The organism is Nocardioides caldifontis, from assembly GCF_008087345.1.
Classification (GTDB): Bacteria; Actinomycetota; Actinomycetes; order Propionibacteriales; family Nocardioidaceae; genus Marmoricola_A; species Marmoricola_A caldifontis.
This window is the reverse complement of record NZ_VHIB01000017.1, coordinates 66,051-85,995: the sequence shown is the minus strand read 5'-3', so window position 1 is coordinate 85,995 and position 19,945 is coordinate 66,051. Positions and strand designations below refer to the sequence as shown.

Annotated in this window: 19 protein-coding genes and 1 pseudogene; 15 read left to right on the top strand and 5 right to left on the bottom strand. The window is 73.1% G+C overall.

Going from position 1 to position 19,945, the window contains the following annotated elements:
* The 9 genes and pseudogenes from FIP57_RS21915 to FIP57_RS21875 form a co-directional block, all read left to right on the top strand.
* Window positions 1–233: pseudogene (locus tag FIP57_RS21915) on the top strand (methyl-accepting chemotaxis protein); the annotation flags it as partial.
* Window positions 234–270: 37 nt separating this feature from the next.
* A complete protein-coding gene (locus FIP57_RS21910) occupies window positions 271–1,422 on the top strand; it encodes a protein-glutamate methylesterase/protein-glutamine glutaminase (RefSeq protein ID WP_148575801.1) in 1,152 nt (383 codons plus the stop codon).
* On the top strand, window positions 1,419–2,321 hold the full coding sequence (locus tag FIP57_RS21905; RefSeq protein WP_148575799.1) for a CheR family methyltransferase: 903 nt from the start codon (window positions 1,419–1,421) through the stop codon (window positions 2,319–2,321). The genes FIP57_RS21910 and FIP57_RS21905 overlap by 4 nt, the downstream gene beginning before the upstream one ends.
* Before the next feature lie 5 nt (window positions 2,322–2,326).
* On the top strand, window positions 2,327–2,716 hold the full coding sequence (locus tag FIP57_RS21900; protein WP_148575797.1) for a response regulator: 390 nt from the start codon (window positions 2,327–2,329) through the stop codon (window positions 2,714–2,716).
* Window positions 2,713–3,177 carry a chemotaxis protein CheX gene (locus FIP57_RS21895; protein ID WP_148575795.1) on the top strand — a complete coding sequence of 155 codons (465 nt, stop codon included), beginning with the start codon at window positions 2,713–2,715 and terminating at the stop codon, window positions 3,175–3,177. Before FIP57_RS21900 ends, FIP57_RS21895 begins: the two co-directional genes overlap by 4 nt.
* A gap of 43 nt (window positions 3,178–3,220) precedes the next feature.
* Entirely contained in the window at window positions 3,221–3,583 is a 363-nt protein-coding gene (locus FIP57_RS21890) for a response regulator (protein WP_148575793.1), read from the top strand.
* Entirely contained in the window at window positions 3,583–4,077 is a 495-nt protein-coding gene (locus tag FIP57_RS21885) for a hypothetical protein (protein WP_148575790.1), read from the top strand. The genes FIP57_RS21890 and FIP57_RS21885 overlap by 1 nt, the downstream gene beginning before the upstream one ends.
* A 254-nt stretch (window positions 4,078–4,331) precedes the next feature.
* Window positions 4,332–5,183 (top strand): hypothetical protein, encoded by an 852-nt coding sequence (locus tag FIP57_RS21880; protein WP_148575788.1) that lies wholly within the window; start codon window positions 4,332–4,334, stop codon window positions 5,181–5,183.
* Between the two features lie 382 nt (window positions 5,184–5,565).
* Window positions 5,566–5,943: a methyl-accepting chemotaxis protein gene (locus tag FIP57_RS21875; RefSeq protein ID WP_148575786.1), complete on the top strand. Its 378-nt coding sequence runs from the start codon at window positions 5,566–5,568 to the stop codon at window positions 5,941–5,943.
* Between the two features lie 59 nt (window positions 5,944–6,002).
* On the opposite strand, the gene FIP57_RS21870 is transcribed toward FIP57_RS21875, so the two are convergent.
* Together FIP57_RS21870 and galE are read right to left on the bottom strand one after the other, a co-directional pair.
* Window positions 6,003–6,764: an SDR family NAD(P)-dependent oxidoreductase gene (locus tag FIP57_RS21870; protein WP_148575784.1), complete on the bottom strand. Its 762-nt coding sequence runs from the start codon at window positions 6,762–6,764 to the stop codon at window positions 6,003–6,005.
* A 24-nt stretch (window positions 6,765–6,788) separates the two neighbouring features.
* Window positions 6,789–7,751 (bottom strand): UDP-glucose 4-epimerase GalE, encoded by a 963-nt coding sequence (gene galE / locus FIP57_RS21865; RefSeq protein WP_148575782.1) that lies wholly within the window; start codon window positions 7,749–7,751, stop codon window positions 6,789–6,791.
* A 216-nt stretch (window positions 7,752–7,967) separates the two neighbouring features.
* Between galE and leuS the strand changes: the two genes are divergently transcribed.
* From leuS to FIP57_RS21845, 4 genes are all read left to right on the top strand, one after another.
* Entirely contained in the window at window positions 7,968–10,472 is a 2,505-nt protein-coding gene (leuS, locus tag FIP57_RS21860) for a leucine--tRNA ligase (protein WP_148575780.1), read from the top strand.
* A gap of 18 nt (window positions 10,473–10,490) precedes the next feature.
* The gene (locus tag FIP57_RS21855) at window positions 10,491–11,369 is read left to right on the top strand and encodes a DegV family protein (protein ID WP_148575778.1); all 879 of its coding nucleotides are present in this window, start codon (window positions 10,491–10,493) and stop codon (window positions 11,367–11,369) included.
* 97 nt (window positions 11,370–11,466) lie between these two features.
* Window positions 11,467–12,429: a ComEA family DNA-binding protein gene (locus FIP57_RS21850; RefSeq protein ID WP_238993666.1), complete on the top strand. Its 963-nt coding sequence runs from the start codon at window positions 11,467–11,469 to the stop codon at window positions 12,427–12,429.
* On the top strand, window positions 12,426–14,729 hold the full coding sequence (locus FIP57_RS21845) for a ComEC/Rec2 family competence protein (RefSeq protein WP_238993665.1): 2,304 nt from the start codon (window positions 12,426–12,428) through the stop codon (window positions 14,727–14,729). Before FIP57_RS21850 ends, FIP57_RS21845 begins: the two co-directional genes overlap by 4 nt.
* A 41-nt stretch (window positions 14,730–14,770) precedes the next feature.
* Here the strand turns inward: FIP57_RS21845 and FIP57_RS21840 are convergent, their stop codons facing one another.
* The gene (locus FIP57_RS21840; protein WP_148575776.1) at window positions 14,771–15,343 is read right to left on the bottom strand and encodes an NADPH-dependent FMN reductase; all 573 of its coding nucleotides are present in this window, start codon (window positions 15,341–15,343) and stop codon (window positions 14,771–14,773) included.
* Window positions 15,344–15,525: 182 nt separating this feature from the next.
* On the opposite strand from FIP57_RS21840, the gene holA reads away from it, so the two are divergent.
* A complete protein-coding gene (gene holA / locus FIP57_RS21835; protein ID WP_238993664.1) occupies window positions 15,526–16,464 on the top strand; it encodes a DNA polymerase III subunit delta in 939 nt (312 codons plus the stop codon).
* An 87-nt stretch (window positions 16,465–16,551) separates the two neighbouring features.
* Here the strand turns inward: holA and rpsT are convergent, their stop codons facing one another.
* Both rpsT and FIP57_RS21825 read right to left on the bottom strand, forming a co-directional pair.
* Entirely contained in the window at window positions 16,552–16,812 is a 261-nt protein-coding gene (gene rpsT / locus FIP57_RS21830; RefSeq protein WP_148575772.1) for a 30S ribosomal protein S20, read from the bottom strand.
* An 86-nt stretch (window positions 16,813–16,898) separates the two neighbouring features.
* Complete coding sequence (locus tag FIP57_RS21825; protein WP_162529924.1) at window positions 16,899–17,903, bottom strand: phosphotransferase family protein; 1,005 nt, start codon at window positions 17,901–17,903, stop codon at window positions 16,899–16,901.
* Window positions 17,904–18,011: 108 nt separating this feature from the next.
* On the opposite strand from FIP57_RS21825, the gene lepA reads away from it, so the two are divergent.
* A complete protein-coding gene (lepA, locus tag FIP57_RS21820; protein WP_148575762.1) occupies window positions 18,012–19,874 on the top strand; it encodes a translation elongation factor 4 in 1,863 nt (620 codons plus the stop codon).
* Window positions 19,875–19,945 lie beyond the last annotated feature (71 nt).

Here is a 19,945-nt window from a genome sequence, read left to right as displayed (position 1 = left end):
CCCAGACCACGATTGCGTCGGCGGTGGAGGAGCAGACCGCGACGACGAATGAGATGTCGCGCAACGTGGCGGAGGCGGCGACGGGGTCGGCGGACATCGCGGTGAACATCACCGGGGTGGCGCGGACTGCGGCGGACACGGGGGCGGCGGCGCAGTCGACGAACCAGGCTGCGGACGAGCTGGCCCGGATGGCTGCGGAGATGCAGGCCCTCGTCGGCCGGTTCCGCTACTGAGCACCCCTACCCACCCACCGCAGAGAGAGGCGACCAGATGGCCGGCAACGTGTCGCGCATCCGCGTGCTCGTCGTGGACGACTCGGTCGTCGTGCGCCGGCTCGTCACCGACATCCTCAGCTCCGACCCCCGGATCGAGGTCGTCGGGACGGCGGCGAACGGCAAGGTCGCCCTGGCGAAGATCCCTCAGGTCAACCCCGACCTGGTGACCCTGGACGTCGAGATGCCGGTGATGGACGGGCTGACGGCCCTGCGCGAGCTGCGCAAGGACTATCCGAAGCTGCCCGTCATCATGTTCTCGACGCTCACCGACCGCGGGGCCTCCGTCACCCTCGACGCCTTGGAGCGGGGTGCCAACGACTACGTCGCCAAGCCGGCGAACGTCGGGAGCGTCACCGCCTCCATGGACGCGGTGCGCAGCCAGCTGGTGCCGAAGATCGTGGCCCTCTGCAGCCGCTTGCGGCCCACGGCTCCGGCGCTGCCGCCGGTCGCCCGGCCCGTGGTGGGTGCCCGGCCGTCGCCGGTCGACACCGGACGCAAGGTCGAGCTCCTCGCGATCGGCGCCTCGACCGGGGGGCCCGACGCCCTGTCCACCGTGCTGTCGGCGCTGCCCGCGTCGCTGCCGGTGCCGGTCGTCGTGGTGCAGCACATGCCGCCCGTCTTCACCCGCCAGTTCGCGGCCCGGCTCGACGGCCGGTGCTTGCTGACCGTGCGTGAGGCCGAGGCCGGCATGGCGCTGCTGCCGGGGCACGTGCTGGTCGCCCCCGGGGACTTCCACCTGCGCGTGCGTACGACGGGCGGGCGGGTGCACGCCTTCCTGGACCAGGGCGTCCCGGAGAACTACTGCCGCCCGGCGGTCGACGTGCTCTTCCGCTCCGTCGTCGAGACCTACGGCGGCGGCGTGCTCGGCCTGGTGCTGACCGGGATGGGTGCCGACGGCGCACGGGGTGCGGCGGAGATCGTCCGCGCCGGCGGCTCGGTGTTCGTCCAGGACGAGGCGTCCTCCGTGGTGTGGGGCATGCCCGGCGCGGTCGCGGCCGCAGGACTCGCCGCGCGTCAGCTGCCCCTCGGCGAGGTGGCCGCTGCGGTGTCGGCCCGGATCCTCGGCCGCGGTTCCGGCCACCGTCCCGTCTCCCTCCCCACGACCGGCACCGCTCCGGCCCGCACCCCTGAAAGGACCGCCCTGTGACGCTCAGTCCGCAGGCGTTCGCCTACGTGAGCGACCTCGTGCGCCGGGAGGCGGCGATCGTCCTCGGCCCCGGCAAGGAGTACCTCGTCGAGGCCCGGCTGCTCCCCCTTGCCCGCGCGGCAGGTGCGGCCGACGTGTCGGCGTACGTCTCCTCCCTGCAGCGCAGCGGCAACCCGACCCAGCGGATGGCGGTCGTCGAGGCGCTGACGACCAACGAGACGTCGTGGTTCCGTGACGGCGAGCCGTTCGAGGTGTTCCGGTCGACGGTGCTCCCCGAGCTGCTGAGCAGCACCCCGCCGACGCGGCGGCTGAACATCTGGTCGGCGGCATGCTCGAGCGGCCAGGAGGCCTACACGATCGCGATGCTCCTCGCCGACCACGGTCAGGGCCGCAAGGCGGAGATCCTCGCCAGCGACCTGTCGACGGAGATGCTCGACCGGACCAAGGCCGGCGCCTACAGCCAGCTGGAGATCGGCCGCGGGCTGCCCGCGCCGATGATGGTCAAGCACTTCCGGCGGGCCGGGACGCAGTGGCAGGTCTCCGACCAGCTCCGCGCGATGGTGCGGACCCAGCGGATCAACCTGGCCACGCCGTTCCCGCCGCTGCCGGTCTTCGACGTGGTGTTCCTGCGCAACGTGCTGATCTACTTCGACGCCCCGACGAAGAAGGCGATCCTCCAGAGGGTCCGCCAGGTGCTCAGCCCGCAGGGCTACCTGTTCCTCGGTGGCGCCGAGACCACGCTCGGCATCGACGACAGCTGGGGCCGCACCACGATCGGCCGCTTCACCCTCTACCGCCCCCAGGCGGCGACCCCAGGCGCGAACCCCCCGGTCGCGACCGCTCCTCTCACGACGACCGTGCTGCCCCCGAGGTGGGCAGCCGCAGCAGAAGGCAGGTGACCACGGTGCGCGCACTCGTGATCGATGACTCGCGGACGATGCGTTCGCTGCTGAGCCGACAGCTCGTCGCGCTCGGCTACGAGACCCTCCAGGCCGGCAACGGCCAGGAGGCGCTCGAGGTGATGGATCAGGCCGGCGCGGACGTGCCCGTCCTCGCCACCGTCGACTGGAACATGCCGGTGATGGACGGGCTGACCTTCGTCCAGCGGGTCCGGACGCGCCAGGAGTGGCGTTCGATGTCGCTGATGATGGTCACGACCGAGGCGGAGTACGACCAGATCGTCCGGGCGCTCGCCGCCGGGGCGCACGAGTACCTCATCAAGCCCTTCACCCCGGAGGCGTTCTCCGACAAGCTCCAGCTCCTCGGGCTGCTCCCGGAGAGGGCCGCGCAGTGACCACCACCCTCGACCTCCAGCTGGAGGACATCCGCGTCGTCACCGACGACGTGTGGACCTCCTTCCTCGCGACCTACGGGCCGCTCGAGTGGTCCCCGGTGACCCTCGAGGAGGCCTCGCCCACCGACGAGCTCGTGCAGGCCTCCGTCGCCATCCACGGCGACTGGACCGGCACCGTCACCCTCGAGATGGCGCCGGCCACCGCGGAGACCGCCGCCCGCACCATGCTCCACCTCGACGCCGTCGAGGAGGTCGACGTCACCGACGCGCTGGGTGAGCTGGTCAACATGATCGGCGGCAACATCAAGTCGCTCCTGCCCTCAGGTTCGACGCTCGGGCTGCCGATCGTCATCAGGGCACCTCTCTGCACCGCCGGTGCCTCGACCATCGAGCACTACCGGGTCGAGCTGACCTGGGCCGGCACCCCGATCCGGATCCGGGTCTGGTCGACCGCGCGCTGACCGGCCCGGTACGAGTACGAGCAGCAAAGGAAGTTCGCACCCCATGAGGATCCTCATCGTCGACGACAGCCGTGTGATGCGGCAGATCGTGATCCGCACCCTTCGCCAGGCGGGGCTCGACGGGCACGACGTCGTGGAGGCCGCCAACGGCCGCGAGGGGCTCTACGCCGTCGCGCAGCACGCGCCCGACCTCGTGCTCTCCGACTGGAACATGCCGGAGATGACCGGCATCGAGTTCCTCACCGCGCTCCGGGCCAACGGGCAGCAGGTGCCCTTCGGGTTCGTCACCTCCGAGGGCACCCCCGAGATGGTCTCCCGGGCCGAGCAGGGCGGCGCGCTCTTCGTGATCACCAAGCCGTTCACCCCCGAGTCGTTCCGCGCGCAGCTGGACCCGGTGCTCGTCTGATGTACACCACCACCAGGCCCCGGGTCCCGGTCCCCAAGCCGGTGCGGGACATGCTGGCCGACCTCCTCGGCCGCAACGTCGACGTCTCCACCACCGCGCCGTACGCCCCGCAGCACGGTGACGCCGGCACGTTGGCGGTGTACGTCGACGACGCCACGATCGTCCGCGCGGTCGTGGTCGCCGACCTGCCGTTCTCGGCGTACGCCGGCGCAGCGATCGGCCTCGTGCCGGCGCACGCGGCCGAGGCGGCCCTCGAGGAGAAGCTGCTCCCGCAGACGCTGGAGGAGAACCTCTACGAGGTCCTGAACATCTCGGCGTCGCTGCTCAACGCCGAGGGGATGCCGCACCTGCGGCTCTACCAGATGTACGCCCCCGGGAACCTGCCGCCGGTGGAGATCTCCAACTGCGTCCGCTCGCTCGGCGGCCGGCTCGATCTCGCCGTCGAGATCCAGGGGTACGGCGGCGGCCGGCTCTCGTTCGTCGTCCTCGGCTGAGCTGTCCCTCCTAGGTCGAACCGCCCCTCGTGGCGCGCGTGGGTGGTGTTGAGCCGCCCCTCGTGGCGCGCGTAGTTGCGTTGAGCCGCCCCTCGTGGCGCGCGTGGGTGGCGTTGAGCCGCCCCTCATGGCGCGCGTAGTTGCGTTGAGCCGCCCCTCGTAGTGCCGGGTTCCTCCCGTTTTCCGGGACTCCCGGGACTTCCGGTCCAGACCACCGTTGTGCATGCTGGTCGGGGGATCGACGAGGGGGAGTCATGTACACGTTGCTGGGGGCCTCGGTGCTGGGGTTCGACCTGGTACGCCGGTCCGGGGGTGGGGCGGTCGCGTCGCTGCTCGTGGAGGCGATGGCGCTCACCGCGGACGACCTGCCGCTGCTGGCCAAGGCGCAACCCTTGGGGCTGCTGTCCGGAGCCGACCGCGCCGAGGTCTCCGACGCGCTGGAGCGCTCGCCGATGGTCGCGGCGATGGGGGAGATGTCGCGGCTCGTCGCCGGCGGACGGGTCACCGAGGCGCTGCACCTCCTCGAGACCGCGCCGATGGCCGGGCTGCCCGAGCTGATGACCTTCGTCCGGGACGAGGTGCTCGAGGTCGGCGCCGACGAGGTCGCGGCGGCCGCCGCCGAGGTGGTCTGCGACGCCGTGGTCGCCGCGTTCCACGCGCCGACCCTCCGGTCCGGTCTCAGCGAGCAGCTCGTGGAGCCGTGGGCCGCGGCGCAGCAGCTCCTGCCTCGACGCGCCCTGGGGCTGGGCCCCTGCGAACCCGAGGTGGTGGCTCTCCTCGACCGGCTCTCGAGGCTCGACGACCGTGGTTGGGCCCGGCTGCAGCAGGCCGCGCAGGACGCCCGCGCCCTCGGGGGCTGGGCACCGGCAATGCACTCGGCCACCTGGGCGGTCCAGCTCTCCGGCCGGGTGCGCGAGGCCGCGGCGGCCCAGCTGCGCGCCGTCCGGGTCCTCGTGGACGCCGGTGTCACCCCGAGCGAGGCCGCCCGTGGCCTGTGGAACTTCGTCAGCGGCGCGCTCCAGGCATCCGTCGCCGGCGACCTGGTCGACGAGGACACCGAGCTCCGGCTGGTGCTTCCGCTGACCTCCGCCCTCCCGACCCCCTGACGCCGAGTCGTCGCATCTTCAAGCCCGAACGGGCTCGAGTCGTCGCATCTTCACGGGTAAGACGCGCCGGTTCGGCGTCGTACGACAGGCAGGACGCGCCGGCTCGCGACGGGTGACAACCCCTCAGGCCTCGGGCGCGGCTGCCGACGGGACGCGCGACGTCTTGCGCGCGTGAACCCGGAGGAGCCCGTGCCGCTTGCCAACCGCCGATCGGCCGCCGTCTCGGCCTCGGATTCCTGGTCGTCGTGTTCATCATGCTGATCGTCACCGGGCTCGGCATCGTGCTGGTGGAGTCCATCGGGACCGGCTCACCGCGATCAACGACCTGAACAGCGTCAAGCAGCGGTACGCGATCAACTTCCGCGGCAGCGTGCACGACCGGGTGATCAGCTTCCGTGACGTCTCGAAGGTGTCGACGGTGATCGTCACCATGAGCGACTACCAGACGACGATCGCCTCGGCGGTCGAGGGGCAGACGGCCACCACCGCAGAGCTGAACCGCAGCATCGCCGAGGCCGCGACCGGCTCCGAGCAGATCGCCGAGAGCATCGGCGCCGTCGCCGCGGCCGCCCGGTCGACGAGCGAGTCGGTGGACGACTCCCGGCAGGCCGCTGCCGACCTCGCCGAGGTCTCGTCCCGGCTCGAGGGGCTCGTCGGGCGCTTTCGGTTCTGTCCGCGCTCAAGGCCCCGCCGTGAAGATGCGACGGCTCGGCGGGGCCCGGGCATGAAGTTGCGACGGCTCGGCGGGGTCCGGGCGTGAAGATGCGACGGCTCGGCGGGGTCCGGGCGTGAAGATGCGACGGCTCGGCGGGGGGCCGATCAGGTGATGGTGAGCCCGCCGTCGACGGCGAAGGTCTGGCCGGTGACGTAGCCGCCGGCGGGGCTGGCGAGGAAGACCAGGGCGGCGGCGAGCTCCATCGGGTCGCCCTTGCGGCCGGCGGGGATGCGGGGCTGCTGGGCGTCGAGGTAGCCGGGCGGGTACTGGTCGGTCATCTCGCTGGTGAAGAAGCCGGGCGCGAGCGCGTTGACCCGGATCCCCTTGCGGCCGGTCCACTGCTGGGCGAGGTCGCGGGTGAGCCCGATGACGCCGGCCTTGGAGGCGGCGTACGCGGCCTGGGGCAGCCCGGCCGTGGTGATGCCGAGCACCGAGGAGATGTTGACGATGCTGCTGCCCGGCTCCATCACGCGGCCGCAGGCCTGCGCCATCCAGTAGGAGCCGTTGAGGTTGACGTCGATGACCTGGCGGAACTGCTCGGGCGTCTCGCGGGTCGCAGGCACGGCGGTGCCGACGCCGGCGTTGTTGACCAGCACGTCGACCCGGCCCAGCTCGGCCATCGCGGCGTCGACCAGCGCCTGGCAGTCCTCGGGGGAGGCGACGTCGGTGGCGACCGTGACCGCACGTCGGCCGGTCCGCTCGACGAGCGCCTTGGTCTCCTCGAGCCGGTCGACCCGCCGCGCGCCGAGCACCACGTCGGCACCGGCCTCGGCGAGCGCCTGGGCGAAGGTCACCCCGAGACCGGACGAGGCGCCGGTCACGATCGCCACACGGCCGTCGAGGCGGAACATGTCGAGCACGGTCACGGAGGGCTCCTTCGGAGGGTCGGTTCAGAGGTGGGCGCGGCGGGCGGACCAGGCGCTGGCCACCATCGCGTCGATGTCGTGGCGCATCTGCCAGTCGAGGTCGCGCGCGGCGAGCTCGCCGGAGGCGACGATGCGCGCCGGGTCGCCCGGGCGGCGTGGGTGGACCTCGGGCTCGAAGTCGACGCCGGTGACCCTCGCCATCGCGTCCATCACCTCGCGCACCGACAGCCCGCTGCCGCTGCCGAGGTTGTAGACCCGCTCGAGCGTGCGCCCCTCCTCGAGGGCACGCGCCGCGGCGACGTGGGACACCGCGAGGTCGGCGACGTGCACGTAGTCGCGCACGCAGGTGCCGTCCGGCGTGGGATAGTCGGTCCCGTTGATCCGCGGGGTGCGCCCCTCGAGCAGCGCCTCGATCACCAGCGGGAACAGGTTGTGCGGGCTGCTGTCGTAGACCTCGTCGGTGCCGGAGCCCACCACGTTGAAGTAGCGCAGCGAGGTGTGCCGCAGCCCGACGGCGCGCTCCTGGTCGGCGAGCAGCCACTCGCCGACCAGCTTGGACTCGCCGTACGGCGACTCCGGGATCGTCGGGCTCTCCTCGGTGACGAGGTCGGTCGACGGGGTGCCGTACGTCGCGGCGCTGGAGGAGAACACCAGCTTGTCGACGCCCACGTCCTGCATGGCCTGCAGGAGCGAGACCGTCCCGGTGACGTTCTGCTCGTAGGTGTGCAACGGGCGCGACACCGAGACGCCGGCGTACTTGAACCCGGCGAGGTGTACGACGCCGGTCACCCGGTGCTCCTCCAGGCAGCGGCGCAGCGCGTCGGTGTCGAGGATCGTCGCCTGGACGAACGGGACGTCCTGGGGCACGAAGTCGCGGTGGCCGCTGGAGAGGTCGTCGACGGCCACGGCGCCGACACCGGCCTCCACGAACGCGCGCACGACGTGCGCCCCGATGTACCCCGCGCCTCCGGTCACCATCCACGTCATGGTGCGGAACCCTAGCCGCCGCGGCAGCCGGTCACGCGGCGGCGTGCGTTACCCTGGAGCGGTGCGGACCACCCTGCTTCTTCGCCAGCCGCTCTGAGCGGTCGGCCACCGCCGACTGCCGCGGAGCGGCGACCCTCCTGCGTGGAGGGTTTTTTTGTGCCTCGGAGAAGTGACCCGCCAGCAACCAAGAGACGAGACCGAGAGACAGCCGGAGACATGGACGAGCAGCGCGAGCGTGCGGCGTACGACGTGGTCGCCGCCCAGGAGAAGTGGCGACCGGTCTGGGAGAAGCTGAACCCCTTCCAGGCCGCGGACGACGGCTCGAAGGAGCGTCGCTACGCGCTCACGATGTTCCCCTACCCGAGCGGCGACCTGCACATGGGCCACGCCGAGGTGATGGCGCTGCACGACGTCGTCGCGAGGTACTGGTGGCAGCGCGGGTACGACGTCATGAACCCCATCGGGTGGGACTCCTTCGGGCTGCCCGCGGAGAACGCCGCGATCAAGCGTGACGAGCACCCGGCGACGTACACCTACGCCAACATCGAGACGCAGGCCGAGTCCTTCCGGCGCTACGGCATCTCGTTCGACTGGTCGCGCCGGCTGCACACCTCCGACCCCGAGTACTACCAGTGGACCCAGTGGCTGTTCCTGCGGTTCCGCGAGCGGGGGCTGGCCTACCGCAAGCACAGCCCGGTCAACTGGTGCCCCAACGACCAGACCGTGCTGGCCAACGAGCAGGTCGTGCAGGGGATGTGCGAGCGGTGCGGCGCCGAGGTGACCAAGCGCGAGCTGTCGCAGTGGTACTTCAAGGTGACCGACTACGCGCAGCGGCTGCTGGACGACATGGAGCAGCTGGAGGGACGCTGGCCCGAGCGGGTGCTGGCGATGCAGCGCAACTGGATCGGCCGCAGCGAGGGCGCGCACGTCGACTTCGACGTGAAGCTGCACCCGGGCACCGACGGCACCACCGAGCCCGACCCCGTGCGCACGGTTCGCGTGTTCACCACTCGCCCCGACACGTTGTACGGCGCCACCTTCATGGTCGTCGCCGCGGACGCGAAGCTGGCGTCCGAGGTGTGCGCGCCGGACCGCCGGGAGGCCCTGGAGGCCTACCTGGAGGAGGTCCGCAAGGAGACCGACATCGACCGGCTGTCGACCGAGCGGCCGAAGACCGGCGTGGACCTGGGCGTGGTCGCGGTCAACCCGGTCAACGGCGAGGAGCTGCCGGTGTGGGCGGCCGACTACGTGCTGGCCGACTACGGCACCGGCGCGATCATGGCGGTCCCGGCGCACGACCAGCGTGACCTGGACTTCGCCCGCGCCTTCGGGCTGCCGGTGCGCCGCGTGATCGACACCGGCGAGGACAACCCGGAGGAGTCCGGCGTCGCGACCACCGGTGACGGCGTCTACGTCAACTCCGGCGACCTGGACGGGCTCACCGACAAGGAGTCCGGGATCGGCCGGATCATCGAGCGGCTGGAGACCGACGGGCGCGGAAAGGGCACGGTCAACTTCCGGCTGCGCGACTGGTTGCTGTCACGGCAGCGGTTCTGGGGCTGCCCGATCCCGGTCGTGCACTGCGACTCCTGCGGCGAGGTCGCCGTGCCCGACGACCAGCTGCCGGTCGAGCTGCCCGACCTGCGCGGCGTCGACCTGAAGCCCAAGGGCGTCTCCCCGCTGGCCGCGGCGGAGGAGTGGGTCAACACCGAGTGCCCGCAGTGCGGCGGGCCGGCGAAGCGCGACAGCGACACGATGGACACGTTCGTCGACTCGTCGTGGTACTTCCTTCGCTACTGCTCGCCGGGGCTGACCGACGGCCCGTTCGACCCCGAGGACGTGCGGCGCTGGATGCCCGCGCACATCTACGTCGGCGGCGTCGAGCACGCGATCCTGCACCTGCTGTACAGCCGGTTCTTCACCAAGGTGCTGCACGACATGGGGATGGTCGACTTCGTCGAGCCGTTCTCGACCCTGATGAACCAGGGCCAGGTCATCAACCGCGGCAAGGCGATGAGCAAGTCGCTGGGCAACGGCGTCAACCTGGGCGAGGTCATCGACGAGTACGGCGTCGACGCCGTCCGGCTGACCCTGGTCTTCGCCGGGCCGCCGGAGGACGACATCGACTGGGCCGACGTGTCCCCGGGCGGCTCGCTGAAGTTCCTGCAGCGCGCCTGGCGGCTGTCCGGCGACGTGGCCTCCGCGCCGGGGGTCGACCCGACGGCCGGAGACGAGGCGCTGCGCCGGGTCACCCACCGGACCGTCCACGAGGCCGCCGAGCTGGTAGAGAGCCGCCGGTTCAACGTGATGGTCGCGCGGATCATGGAGCTGGTGAACACCACCCGCAAGGCGATCGACTCCGGCTGCGGCCCGGAGGACCCGGCGGTGCGGGAGGCGGTCGAGGCGGTCGCGATCCTGCTGTCGCTGGTGGCGCCGTACACCGCGGAGGAGATGTGGGAGCGGCTGGGCCACCAGCCCACCGTGGCCCGCGCGGGGTGGCCGCAGGTCGACGAGTCGCTGCTGGTCGAGGACACCGTGACCGCCGTGGTGCAGGTGCAGGGCAAGGTCCGTGCACGGCTGGAGGTCCCGCCCTCCATCAGCGCCGCCGACCTGGAGCAGCAGGCCCTGGCCGACCCCGCCGTGGTGCGGTTCCTGGAGGGCAAGACGGTGCGGAAGGTCATCGTGCGCGAGCCCAACCTCGTCAACGTCGTCGCGCCATAGGGCTCGTATCCTTCGCCCATGTCCGAGTCGTCCGGAGCGTCGCCGAGGGTGGCCGTGGTCACCGATTCCACGGCGACCCTGCGGCCGGAGGTCGCGGAGCGGTGGGGGATCACGGTCGTGCCCCTGCAGGTCGTCGTCGGCGCGCACTCCTACGACGACGGCGTCGACCCCGAGTGCGCGCCGGACCGGATCGCCGAGGCGCTGAAGCGGTTCCTCCCGGTCAGCACGTCGCGACCGAGCCCCGCGGTGGTCCTCGAGGCGTACGAGCGGGCGGCCGAGGCCGGCGCCGAGGAGATCGTCTCGGTCCACGTCTCGTCGCAGGTGAGCGCGACGCTGGAGTCGGCGCAGCTGGCGGCCAAGGAGTCGCCGGTGCCGGTGCACACCGTGGACAGCTGCCAGATCGGCGCGGCGACCGGGTTCGCGGCGGTCAGCGCGGCGGCAGCGGTGGCGGGCGGTGCGACCGGCCTCGAGGCGGCCGACGTGGCCCGCCGCCGGGCGCACTCGGCGGTCTCGCTCTTCTACGTCGACACCCTGGAGCACCTCCGTCGCGGCGGGCGGGTCGGCGCGGCCTCGGCGCTGCTCGGCTCCGCCCTGGCGGTGAAGCCGATCCTGCAGGTCGTCGAGGGGCGCGTCGCGCCGCTCGGCAAGGTACGCACGGCCGGGCGGGCGCTGGCGCGGCTGGAGGAGCTCGCGGTCGACGCCGCGGGCGACCAGGAGATCGACCTCGCCGTCTGCCACCTGGCGGCCCGCGACCAGGCGGAGGCGCTGGCCGGCCAGCTGGCGACCCGGCTGGAGCAGGGGCTGGGCGGACGGGACGTCGAGCTCACCGAGGTCCCCGCCGTGCTCGGGGCCCACGTCGGGCCGGGGCTCGTCGGGGTCGTGGTCGCGCCCCGCTGAACACCCGGTGAGCCCCCGACGGGACGACCCGCCAGGTTCTCCACAGCTCGCGCCCGGCCGTTGGCGGACCGACCGCCGACCTTCCTAGCGTGCGCCCATGCGCCGCCGAGACCCCGTGGACGACCGCGCCGCCGACGTCGCCCGACGCCGGCTCGCCGCCCTGAGTGCCGAGCTGGCTGCCGCGCGCGGTGAGCCGGTCGACCCCGTGGAGACGGCGGCGCCGACGTCGCCGGAGCCGGCGCCACTGCCTCGCGTGGAGCCGCCGCGTGCGGAGCCGCACGAGGTGCCCGAGCCGCCCGAGGTCGGGCGCCACGCGAGGCGCCCGCTCGGCGCCGGCGACCGGCTCGTCGGGTGGCTGGGGGACCGGCTGCCGGTCACGCTCCGCGCGAGGCCGCACCTCGGGGCGGCGCAGATGGGGGTGGTCCTCGTCGTGCTGGCGCTCGGGCTGCTGGGCGGGGCGTGGTGGCTGGTGCGCTCCTCGGGCGCCGGCGGCGAGGTCGTGGCGCCTCCGGTGGTCGCGTCGACCGGCACCCCCACCGCGAGTGCACCGCCGACCCCGTCGGCAGCCCCGTCGCCGGGTGCGGCGGAGACCCCGGTCGCGGCCGGCGGGGAGGGTCAGCTCGTGGTCGACGTCGTCGGGAAGGTACGCCGACCGGGCATCGCGGTCCTGCCGGCCGGCTCCCGGGTGGTGGACGCCGTCCGGGCCGCGGGCGGGCTGCGCCGCGGCGTCGACCGCACGTCGCTCAACCTGGCCCGGCTCCTCACCGACGGGGAGCAGGTGCTGATCGGCGTGGCGGGAGGGACACCGCCCCCGACGGGCACCGGAACGACGGGATCGGCGCCACCGGGCACCACGACCGGCGGCACGACGCTGGTCAACCTCAACACCGCCGACCAGGCCACGCTGGAGACGCTGCCGGGGGTCGGGCCGGTCACCGCGGCGGCGATCCTGCAGTGGCGGACCGAGCACGGCGGCTTCACCGCCGTCGAGGAGCTCCTGGAGGTCTCCGGGATCGGTGAGGCGACGCTCGCCGAGCTCACTCCGTTCGTCACCCTGTGACGTCGCCCGGCCCCGAGCCTGCGGCGATCACCCCGGCCGACCTGCGGACCTCCGTCCTCGCGGTGGCCGCCTGGGGCGGCGCCCTGGCGGGGCTCCATGTCGGGGGCTGGTGGCTGGTGGGAGCCCTCGTGACGGTCACGGTGTCCGCGGCCGTCGCGCTCGTCGCCGGGGCGCCGCGGATGGTGCTCGCGACCCTCCTCGTGGCCGTCGTGCTCGCCGGGTCGGCCGGGCTGCGGGTGGCGGCCACGGCGGCGAGCCCGGTGGCTCGCTGGGCCGAGGACCGGACGGTGGTCACCGGGACGGCGACGGTGCGGACAGACCCGGTGCTCCGCGAGGGGCAGTTCGGCGACTACGTCGTCGCCGAGGTCCGGATGAAGGAGGCCACGTCACGGGGAGAGACGCGGGCCACCGGGGCCACGGTGCTGGTCCTCGCCCGGCCCGGGTTCGAGCAGGTGCGGCTCGGGTCCGTCGTACGGCTCACGGGGCGACTCGCTCCGGCCGACGACGCACGGCTCGCGGGGGTGCTGAGCGTGGGCAGGGAGCCGGTGCTGCTGGCTCCGCCGCCGAAGCCGCTCGACGCCGCCGAGGCGGTCCGCGCGTCGGTGCGCCGGGCGGCGTCCGACGGCCCCGACGACGCCGCCGCGCTCGTGCCGGCCCTCGTCACCGGTGACGACGCGGCCCTCGACGAGTCGGTGGTCGAGGACTTCCAGGATGCCGGGCTGACCCACCTCACCGCGGTGTCCGGGACCAACCTGACGCTGCTGCTGGCCTTCCTGCTGCTGCTCGCGCGGTGGTGCCGGGTGCGCGGCCGCGGGCTGGTGGTGGTCGGACTGGTCGGCGTGGTCGGGTTCGTCCTGATCGCGCGCACGGAGCCGTCGGTGGTCCGTGCGGCGGCCATGGGCACCGTCGCGCTGCTCGGGATGGGCTCCGGTGGCCGTGCGGCCGGCGTCCGGTCGCTCGGGGCGGCGGTCCTGCTGCTCCTGCTCCTCGACCCGTGGCTCGCCGGGTCCCCCGGGTTCGCGCTCTCGGCGCTCGCGACCGGTGGGATCCTCTTCGTCGGCCCCGTGCTGCGCGACGCCATGGGCGGCTGGCTCCCGCGCCCCGTGGCCGAGGCCGTGGCGGTGCCGCTGGCGGCGCAGCTCGCCTGCACGCCGGTGGTTGCGGCGCTGTCGGAGGAGGTCAGCCTGGTCGCCGTGGCGGCCAACCTGGTGGCCGCCCCGGCGGTCGGCCCGGCCACCGTGCTCGGGCTGGTCGGCGGGGTCGTGGGGCTCCTCGTGCCGCCGGTCGGGGCGCTGCTCGGCACCGTCGGCTGCTGGTCGGCGCAGGTGATCGTCCTGGTCGCCCGCTGGTCCGCGGACCTCCCGACCGCGTCGACCGCGTGGCCGGCCGGCCCCGCGGGGCTGTCCCTGCTGGTGGTGCTCACCGTCACCGCGACGCTCCTCGCACCGAGGGTGCTGCGCAGCCGGCGCGCCTCGTCGCTGGTCCTCGTCCTGCTCGCCGCCGTCGTGGTCCGGCCGCTGCCGGCGCCGGGGTGGTGGTCGGGGTGGCCACCCGACGGGTGGGTGGTGGCGATGTGCGACGTCGGCCAAGGAGACGCCGTCGTGGTCGCGGCCGGGGACGGGGCCGCCGTGCTGTTCGACGCGGGCCCGGACCCGCCCGCCGTCGACCGGTGCCTCGACCGGCTCGGGGTGCGGCGGCTCCCCGCGGTGGTGCTCACCCACTTCCACGCCGACCACGTCGACGGGCTCCCCGGTGTCCTCGCGGGCCGCCAGGTCGGAGAGGTGCAGGTGACGGGGCTCCGGGAGCCCGAGGCGGGTGCCGCCCAGGTGGAGCGGTGGGCGGCCGCGGCGCAGGTGCCCCTCCGGGTCCCGGCGTACGGCGAGAGGGCGGGTGTCGGACCGGTGACCTGGCAGGTCCTGGCTCCGCGACGGGTGCTCTCCGAGAACCCGAACGACGCCTCGCTGGTGCTGCTCGTCGAGGCCCACGGCGTCCGGCTGCTGCTGACCGGCGACGTGGAGCCCGGCTCGCAGGCGGCCCTGCTCCGCGAGCCGGTCGGCAGGATCGACGTGCTCAAGGTGCCGCACCACGGCAGCGCCCACCAGGACGCCCGGCTGCTCACCGGGCTCGGCGCCCGGGTCGGGCTGGTCTCGGTGGGGGAGGACAACGACTACGGCCATCCGTCGGGGCGGACGCTGGAGCTCCTGGAGGAGGCCGGCGTCCGGACCTGGCGCACCGACGAGCGGGGCGACGTCGCCGTGGTCCTGCGCGGCGACGAGCTGCGGGTGGTGACGAGCCGGTGACCGCCGGTGACCCGGCGGTGACAGGGCCGCCCATGGTCAGGTCAGCCGGCCTGCTCCCGCAGGACCCGGAGCGCGGCGTCGACCCGGGCGACGTCGTCGAGCAGCGCGGTCGCGGCCTCGTCCATGAGCTGCGTCGCGTGCAGCTCGCCGTCCTCGTCGAGCAGGTTGGTGACCATCGGGATGCTCACCGCGGCCTTGACCGGGTGCATCTGCAGCGCGGTGAGCACGCTGCGGGTCATCTCCGCCGAGCGCAGCCCGGCCGAGACGCCGCCGTACGACACGATCCCGGCGGCCTTGTGCGCCCACTCGTGCACCAGGTAGTCCAGCGCGTTCTTCAGCGGCGCCGGCATGCCGTAGTTGTACTCCGCGACCACGAAGGCGAAGGCGTCGGCGGCGTCGACCCGGGCGCTCCACTCCTTGGTGTGCTGGTGGACGTACTGCCGCAGCCGCGGGTGGTTCGGCTCGTCCATGAACGGCAGCCCCACCTCGGCGAGGTCGACCAGGTCGACCTCGAACCGGCCGTCCTTCCGTGCCTGGGCCTCGAACCACTCCGCGACCTTGAGGCCGACGCGGGTGGGGCGGGTGCTGGCGACGACGACGGCGAGTCTCTGCATGCGGAAGGGCTCCTCGAGAGGCGGGTGCGATCGGTTGACCTTTCAATAATACCCGCGCCCTGGTCGCCCACACCCGCCAGCGTGAGGCTGTCGGAGCCGTGTGGAATCCTGACGCCACCATGGCACCCCGACAGGCACCTCGCTCCGCCCCCGCCCCGAGCCCGTTGGGCTCCGTCACGCTGGTGACCGGCCCGGAGGAGCTCCTCAACGACCGGGTGGTGCGGGCCGCGCGTAACGCGGTGCTCAAGGCCGACCCGGAGGCGGAGTCCCACGACACCGCGGGCGAGCAGCTGACGATGGCGACCCTCGGCGAGCTCGCCGCCCCGTCCCTCTTCTCCAGCACCCGCTGCGTGGCGGTCCACCGGCTCGAGGACGCCCCCGACGAGGTCCACGACGGACTGGTCGACTACGCCTCCTCGCCCGACCCCGACGTCGCGCTCGTGCTCGTCCACTCCGGAGGGCAGCGGGGGAGCGGGCTGCTCAACCGGCTCCGCAAGCTGCCCACCGTCCACGAGCACAAGTCCGAGGCGGTCAAGGGGCGCGGGTTCGCGCAGTTCGCGGTCGACGAGGCGGGCACCCACCGGGCGGTCCTCGAGCCGGAGGCCGCGGACGCCCTCGTCGAGGCCGTCGGGGGCGACCTGCGCGCGCTCGCCGCCGCCGTCGACCAGCTGGCCCACGACTTCCCGGGCCGCCGGCTCGACCTCGACCTCGTCCGCCGCTACTTCTCGGGGCGGGCCGACGTGAAGGGGTTCGAGATCGCCGACCACGCCCTCTACGGCCGGACCAGCCAGGCCCTCGAAGAGCTCCGCTGGGCGCTCGACACCGGCGTGGGCGGCCCCTACGTCACGGCGTCGTTCGCCTCCGCGGTCCGGCAGCTGGCTCGCTACAAGGCGGCCGCGCGCGGGCTGCGCGACGCCGACCTCGCCCGCGAGGTGGGGGTGCCGCCGTGGAAGCTCCGGACGCTGCGCGACCAGGCGAAGGCGTGGGACGAGCAGGGGCTCGCGACCGCGATCCGGGCGGTCGCCTCGGCGGACGCCGACGTCAAGGGGGCCGGTGGTGACCCGGCCTACGCGCTCGAGCGGATGGTGCTGACCGTCAGTCGGGCCCGGGTCGAGCGCTGACCGCGCCCGGCGAGGCCGGTCAGGCCCGGAATTGACGAAGGCGCCTCGACCCCGGAGGGGAGGCGCCTTCGTGGCTGCGGGCCGGCGTCAGAGCGCCGCGGCCCGCTTGGCGATGGCCGACTTGCGGTTCGCCGCCTGGTTCTTGTGGATGACACCGGCGGAGGCAGCCTTGTCGAGCTTGCGTCCGGCCACGCGGGCCAGCTCGCGCGCCTTCTCGGAGTCGCCGGCCTCGGCGGCCTCCCGGAAGCTGCGGACCGCAGTCTTGAGCGCCGACTTCACGGACTTGTTGCGCAGGTGCGCACGCTCGTTCTGCCGGTTGCGCTTGATCTGGGACTTGATGTTCGCCACGGGGCAGGCCTCGGTGTCTCTCGGATGCGGTGGTGTCAGGATCGGGAAGCGGGCAGGCCGGAACGGCAGCCACGCGACGGACCACTCTACCAGCGGCGGTCCGGCCCGCCCAAATCGTGCGACGGGGCCCATCCGCGACGCTCGGCGAGCCAGTCCCAGAGTGCCGCGGCCTGCCACCGGCGGTGCACCCCGAGGTACGGCGAGGAGGTGGGCACCGGCCTGAGGTCGGACTCGACCGTGCACCCGCACAGCGCTGCCAGCCAGGCATCGACGTCCTCCGCCGGGACCCCCGAGGTCAGGGGGTGCTCCGCGAGCACGGTCCCGGCGTCGACCCCCTCGGCCCGGGCGCTCGCCAGCAGCGCCACCGCGTCGACCCACCGGGGGCCGAGCCCGGGCCATCCCCAGTCGCAGATCACGGCGCCGCCGTCGTCGGTGAGCAGGAAGTTGTCGTCGCGGGCGTCGGCGTGCACGAAGTGGTCCGCGTCGGGCAGGGCGGCGAACGCCCGGGCGAGCTGGCGGAGCTCGGCGAGGTGCGGCCACTCCGGGGCCGCGGCGGCCACCTCGTCCCACCCGGTGACCAGCGTCGGCACCTCCTCGTGGAGCGGCGCCAGCCCGAGGTCGCCCGCGGGGGCGCCGCTGGTCGCCGCGTGCACGGCCGCCAGGGCGTCGAGGCACCGGCGCAGGTCGTCCTCCACCCAGGGGCGGCGTGGCGGGCGCCCCTCGACGTCGGCCAGCGCGACGACGTACCACCCCTCGACCTCCTCGCACCACAGCAGCGGCGCGAGCGGCAGCCGCTCGGCGGGGAGCAGCGCGAGCGTCCGCGCCTCCCGTGCGTACGACGCCGCCGACCGGCGCTGCGCCGTCAGGCTGGCCGCCTTGACGAAGACCCGGCGGCCGTCCTCCGCGGTGAGCCGCGAGGCGAAGCCGGGGGTGAACCCCGAGTCCTGGGTGCGTGCCTCCGCCACCGGCGATCCCAGCCGCTCCTCGATCCGGCGCCGCACGACGACCGGGAGCTGCGGCCACACGATCCGACGGGCGGTCGCCCCGTGGGGGACCGGGCGCGCCTCGGAGAGCGGCAGCGGCTGGTGCATGCGCGTCATCGAACCACGCGCCGGCCCCGAGGCCGTGGAGGCCGAGCAGGGCCCGGGCGGCGGGCTGATTAGCCGGACCTCGGGTCGGCTGGGAGAATGGCCGGCACCATGTCGAAGCCCCTCGCCCCTCAGCCCGGCAGCACCGACCCTTCGGTGATCCGGAACTTCTGCATCATCGCGCACATCGACCACGGCAAGTCCACGCTGGCCGACCGGATGCTGCAGCTCACCGAGGTGGTGGACGAGCGCAGCGCCCGCGCGCAGTACCTCGACCGCATGGACATCGAGCGGGAGCGCGGCATCACCATCAAGTCGCAGGCGGTGCGGATGCCGTGGACCGCGCGCTCGGGCGACGAGGCGGGCAGGACCTACGTCCTCAACATGATCGACACCCCGGGCCACGTCGACTTCACCTACGAGGTCTCCCGGTCGCTCGAGGCGTGCGAGGCGGCGGTGCTGCTGGTGGACGCCGCGCAGGGGATCGAGGCGCAGACCCTCGCGAACCTCTACCTCGCGCTCGGGGCGGACCTCCACATCATCCCGGTGCTCAACAAGATCGACCTGCCGGGCGCCGAGCCCGAGAAGTACGCCGCCGAGCTGGCCGGGATCATCGGCTGCGACCCCGAGGACGTCCTCCGGGTGTCGGCGAAGACCGGCGAGGGGGTCGTCGAGCTCCTCGACGAGATCGTCCGGCAGACCCCGCCGCCGGTGGGGGTCGCCGACGCACCCCCGCGGGCGCTGATCTTCGACTCGGTCTACGACACCTACCGCGGCGTCGTCACCTACGTCCGGGTCGTCGACGGCAAGCTCACGCACCGCGACCGGATCAAGATGATGTCGACCGGCGCCGTCCACGAGATGCTCGAGGTCGGGGTGATCTCGCCCGAGCCGATCAAGTCGCAGGAGATCGGCGTCGGCGAGGTGGGCTACCTCATCACCGGCGTGAAGGAGGTCCGCCAGTCCCGCGTCGGTGACACGGTGACCTCCCAGACCCACGGCGCCACCGAGCCGCTCGGTGGCTACAAGCACCCGAACCCGATGGTGTTCGCCGGGCTCTACCCGATCGACGGCGACGACTACCCGACGCTGCGCGAGGCGCTGGACAAGCTGCAGCTCAACGACGCCGCGCTCACCTACGAGCCGGAGACCTCCGGCGCGCTGGGGTTCGGGTTCCGGTGCGGCTTCCTCGGGCTGCTGCACATGGAGATCGTGCGGGAGCGGCTCGAGCGCGAGTTCAACCTCGACCTGATCTCGACCACCCCCAATGCGGTCTACGAGGTGACCCTCGACGACGGGACGCACCTGACCGTCACCAACCCCAGCGAGTTCCCCTCCGGCAAGATCGCCGAGGTCCGGGAGCCGGTGGTGCGGGCGACGATCCTGAGCCCGAGCGACTACATCGGCACGATCATGGAGCTCTGCCAGGCCAAGCGCGGGCAGCTGCAGGGGATGGACTACCTCTCCGAGGACCGCGTCGAGATGCGCTACGTCCTCCCGCTCGCCGAGATCGTCTTCGACTTCTTCGACAACCTGAAGTCGCGGACGAAGGGCTACGCCTCCCTGGACTACGAGCCCACCGGCGACCAGGCGGCGGACCTGGTCAAGGTCGACGTGCTGCTGCACGGGGACACCGTCGACGCCTTCAGCGCGATCGTGCACAAGGACGCGGCGTACAACTACGGCGTCGCGCTGGTGAGCAAGCTGAAGGAGCTCATCCCGCGCCAGCAGTTCGAGGTGCCCATCCAGGCCGCGATCGGCTCCCGGGTGATCGCCCGCGAGACGATCCGCGCGATCCGCAAGGACGTGCTCGCCAAGTGCTACGGCGGTGACATCAGCCGCAAGCGCAAGCTGCTCGAGAAGCAGAAGGAGGGCAAGAAGCGGATGAAGATGGTGGGGCGCGTGGAGGTCCCCCAGGAAGCCTTCATCGCCGCGCTCTCCACCGGGGAGTCCGGGGGCAAGGACAAGAAGTAGGCCGCCCTGCTGCGGTGGTAGATTGCAGCAGCCGCCGACCGGCGGCGAACCACTCTTGCCCAGCGGACCAG